The 4,309-nt window shown below is 65.5% G+C and carries 4 protein-coding genes and 1 pseudogene; 3 read left to right on the top strand and 2 right to left on the bottom strand.

Annotation, left to right across the window (positions count from 1 at the left end):
* A pseudogene (locus tag AC5RWX_RS30875) lies at positions 1-226 on the top strand (ArsR/SmtB family transcription factor); the annotation flags it as partial.
* Positions 227-292: 66 nt separating this feature from the next.
* Here AC5RWX_RS30875 and AC5RWX_RS30870 read toward each other — a convergent pair.
* Complete coding sequence (locus AC5RWX_RS30870) at positions 293-1,642, bottom strand: alpha-hydroxy acid oxidase (protein WP_494100016.1); 1,350 nt, start codon at positions 1,640-1,642, stop codon at positions 293-295.
* Positions 1,643-1,749: 107 nt separating this feature from the next.
* Between AC5RWX_RS30870 and AC5RWX_RS30865 the strand changes: the two genes are divergently transcribed.
* Positions 1,750-2,451, top strand: coding sequence for a FadR/GntR family transcriptional regulator (locus AC5RWX_RS30865; RefSeq protein ID WP_494100015.1), 702 nt, complete (start codon positions 1,750-1,752; stop codon positions 2,449-2,451).
* 25 nt (positions 2,452-2,476) lie between these two features.
* Here AC5RWX_RS30865 and AC5RWX_RS30860 read toward each other — a convergent pair whose 3' ends face one another.
* Positions 2,477-3,511: a LacI family DNA-binding transcriptional regulator gene (locus tag AC5RWX_RS30860; protein ID WP_494100014.1), complete on the bottom strand. Its 1,035-nt coding sequence runs from the start codon at positions 3,509-3,511 to the stop codon at positions 2,477-2,479.
* A gap of 365 nt (positions 3,512-3,876) precedes the next feature.
* Here AC5RWX_RS30860 and AC5RWX_RS30855 point away from each other — a divergent pair.
* The coding region (locus AC5RWX_RS30855) for a Gfo/Idh/MocA family protein (protein WP_494100013.1) at positions 3,877-4,309 on the top strand (433 nt) is incomplete at its 3' end.

Below are 4,309 nucleotides of genomic sequence, written 5' to 3'. Positions count from 1 at the left end.
CGTCACGGCCGACGCGGTGGCAGCAGAGGCTGTCTCGGCCGGCGTGCTGGCGCCCGACGGCGCTGACCTGAGTCCCGCCGTCGTCATCCCCGGCGGAACCGCTGCCCCGCTCAGTGATGACAGCGTGCCCCAGCAGATCGGCCGGACCGTTGGCCGCGCAGCCACCAAGGCGGCCGACCTGCTCGCGAACCTGCCCAACCTGCCCAAGTTCGGCCGCAAGAAGTAGCCATTAACCACATCAGTAGCCTCCATGTCCCCGCTGGACATGGAGGCTACTGATGTGGGTGGAAACCTACTTGTTCAGCAGGCGCACGTGGTCCGGGGTCAGCTCGGAGAGCTTGCTGACACCCAGCAGGGCCATGGTGCGGGCCATGTCCTTTTCAAGGATCTGTAGAGTGCGGTCAACGCCTGCCCGGCCACCCGCCATCAGGCCGTAAAGGTAGGCGCGGCCGATCAGGGTAAAGTCGGCGCCGAGGGCCAAAGCTGCCACGATGTCCGCGCCGCTCATGATGCCGGTGTCCAGCATGATTGCGGCGTCGGTGTTGTCGGCGGTGAACGCCTGCTTGACCTCGGGGAGCAGGTGGAACGGGATGGGCGCACGGTCCAGCTGGCGGCCGCCGTGGTTGGAGAGGACCACGCCGTCGGCTCCGTGATCGACTACCCGGCGGGCGTCCTCGACGGTCTGGATCCCCTTGACCACCAGCTTGCCCTTCCAGGTTTCGCGCAGCCAGTCCAGGTCCTCAAAGGTGAGGGTGGGGTCGAACATGGAGTTGATCAGGTCAGCCACGGTACCGGTGTAGCGGGACAGGGAGGCGAACGTAAGCGGCTCGTGGGTGAGGAAGTTGAACCACCAGGCAGGGCGGTAGGAAGCATCCAGGACGGTCTTGATGGTAAGTGCCGGCGGGATGGTCATGCCATTGCGGACATCGCGCAGGCGGGCACCGGCAACTGCGGTGTCCACGGTGACCATCAGGGTGTCGTTGCCCGCCTTGGCGGCACGCTCGATGAGCTCCAGTGAGCGGTCGCGGTCCGTCCACAGGTACAGCTGGAACCAGTTGCGGCCGTTCGGGGCGGCGGCTGCTACGTCCTCAATGGAGGCGGTGCCCATCGTGGAGAGGGTGTAGGGGATGCCGGCAGCTTCGGCGGCCTGGGAACCGGCGTACTCGCCTTCTGACTGCATCATCCGGGTGAAGCCGGTGGGGGCGATGCCCACCGGGAGGCGGGAAGGCTTGCCCAGGATGTCGGTGCTGAGGTCGATGGTGGACACGTTGCGCAGGATGCCGGGACGGAATTCGATGTCCAGGAACGCCTGGCGGGCGCGGCGGAGGGTGATCTCCTCTTCGGCCGCACCGTCGGTGTAATCAAAGGGCGCCTGCGGGGTGCGGCGCTTGGCGATGTCGCGCAGTTCCCACACCGTGCTGGCGCGCTTGAGCCGGGCTTCCTTGCTGAACTCCGGCTTCTTGAATTGCATCAAGGGAGCCAGGTCGGAGTATTTAGGGATGCGGCGCTTCAGTGCTGCCGGCACGGCGGAGGCCTGGCCGGCAGGAGCCGCGGCAGCTGCGGGTGCGGAGGTTGCGGGAACATCCGTGGCGTCCGGAGCGGGCGTGGTCTCCGGGTTGTTGGGCTGGATGGTATGGGTCATGGCGTCCTCCGTAGGGCCGGTGACAGGTCTGCCGTTCGCGCAGACCTTCCTGTGGTCTAACCACACTGTAGGGCATGTGGTCCAACCACATCAACTACTATTGCCCCATGAAGACCCACCAACTTGTCCTGTCCTGGATTGAGAACGAGCTTTCCGAGGGACGGCTGGCAGTGGGCGGCCGCCTCCCGGCTGAGCGTTCTCTGGCCGAGCAGCTCCAGGTGTCCCGGACCTCCGTCCGGGAGGCCATCCGGATTCTTGAGGCGATGGGAGTTGTGCGCGCGGGAGTAGGGTCCGGTCCTGAGGCAGGGACAGTAGTGATTTCGGATCCGACGGCTGCCCTCGGCTCGGCCTTGCGGCTGCACGTTGCCACTCAACACCTTCCGGTGGCCGACATTGTGGAGACACGTGTGCTCCTGGAATCGTGGGCGGTGTCCCACGCCAGGCCTGATTCACCGGAGCTGGCCGGCGCCTCCCGGCTCCTGGAAAAGATGGATGCCGAAGCGGTGGAGGTGGATGAGTTCCTGGCGCTGGACGTTCGTTTCCACCTTGCCTTGGCAGACGCGGCGGGGAATGCGGTGGTCAGCGCGATGATGGGATCGCTGCGCGAATCCATTACCGGCTACGCGTCCCGGCTCACTGCCAACCTGCCGGACTGGGATGCCACGGCAGCGCGCCTGCGGGCCGAACACCACGACATCCTCGCCGCTGTTCAGCATAACGACGGCGATCGGGCGGCCAGGCTGGTGGCTGCCCACATCGAGGGCTACTACCGCGAGGCCGGAGTGGGCCCGGGCGGGCAGCCGGAGTAGTGCTGGGTGTAGCGACGGCAGGGGTTTAGCCGTGCACCGTTGAGCGGGGAGCCTTGGCCGGGCCGCTGCTGGCGCGGACCTGGAGGCGCGGCTGGTACCGGCTGCCGGGCGCGTCATTGTCTTCCTTGCGGATCAGCGCGCGGAGCTGGTTCCACGCCTGCTCACCCAGTTCGGTGATGGGGACGGCCGCAGTGGTGAGTGCAGGCGTGGTGTACCTGGCGAAGGGGATGTCGTCGAAACCGGTCACGGAGATGTCGCCCGGAACGTCGATCCCGCGTTCGTGGAGCCCGCTCATGAGGCCCATGGCCACCAGGTCGTTGAAGGCAAGAATGCCGGTGGCGCCGCTTTCCAGCACCGCGTCCACGGCTTCATGTCCGGTGTCGAAGTCTGAGCCGCCTTCAAGCATCCGGACATCCACGTCCGGGTGGGCGGCCTTGAATGCTTCCAGGCCCTGGAGCCGCATGCCGTTGGACGCGCTTCGCGGCGGGCCGGCCAGGAATGCCAGGCGGGTGTGGCCCAGGTTCACCAGGTGTTCGGCTAGGTCCTGCACCCCTTGGCCGTAGTCCACCACCAGGCTTGGCACATCCGCGGCCGCGGTCGTGCGGTTGATCAGCACCAGGGGCCGAAGCGACGGCGCAATCTCTTCCAGCTCAGAATCGCTCATACGGGGAGCGCACAGGACCAGGCCGTCGCAGCGCCGGCGGGCTTCACCAGCGAGGATGGTTTCTTCGCTGGATACCTCAAAGGAATCGGCGATCAGGACGCGGTACCCGTCCTGGGCAGCCGCACGGCTGAGGCCACGCAGGATGGCCTGGAACGTGGGGTTTGCCAGGTCCGGCACGACGATGCCGATGGTGTCAGTCTTGCCCAGGGCCAGGCTGCGGCCCACCGGGTTGGGCTGGTACTTCAACTCGGCCGCAGCGGCCCTGACGCGGGAGGCAATGTCCGGGTCCACAGTGAAATTGCCGTTCATGACGCGGGAAACCGTCGCATGGGACACCCCAGCCTTGACGGCAACATCCGCGATCCCGATCCTGCCGGTTGCCGATCTCCTGGCCATGGTTGTCCCTTCCTCAATGCGGCGGGGCCCCACCCTACGCCGCTTGCTGCCTGCCGGCAGGTTTCTGCCGGGTTCTCCGGCGTTGTATCGAGTCAAAGCATATACCGCAACGGGAAAGCGATTTCTTCTGTTTTCCCAAGTTTTCCCACAACTTTCGGCCTGCTGTGAGGTACTCCAGCAGCCGGAGCAGTAGAAAGCGCTTTCTCCCAGCGTTGATAATGGTTGACGGATACCCGCTCCGGTTGGTACAAATCTTATAGCGACCTGAGAAAACGCTTTCTTGGGCAGGTGCAGCAGTGCACCGATTGTCGAACGTCAGAGGCCGCCCGCTGCGGCCGGGTTATAGCTTTCGAAAGGGACCCCTCATGGTCAACACAGCCGAGTCGAGTACTGCTGCAGAGGCGGCAACAACTGCCGCGGACACCGCCGCCGCTGTTGGCGCCGCAGGACGGAGCGGCAAAGCCCGTATCGCTTTGATCGGCACCGGCGGCCGCTCCGAAATGTACATCCGCGCCATCTTCGGCAAGCACGCCGAGACCGCGGAACTGGTGGCATTCTCAGACGTCAACCCGGGCCGCGTGGAGTTCTACCAAAAGCTCATTCAGGAACTTGGCGCACCTGGACCTGTGGCGTCATTTGATCCTGCGGACCTCACCGCCTTCATCCAGGGCAACAACATCGACCGCGTTGTGGTGACCACGCCGGACTACACCCACGCCGACTACATCGTGGAGGCACTCCGCGCAGGGGCCGACGTCGTCGTCGAAAAGCCGCTCACCATCGACGCCGAAGGCTGCC

The organism is Arthrobacter sp. SPT-J7, assembly GCF_059089965.1.
This window is presented reverse-complemented; position numbering and strand designations above follow the sequence as displayed.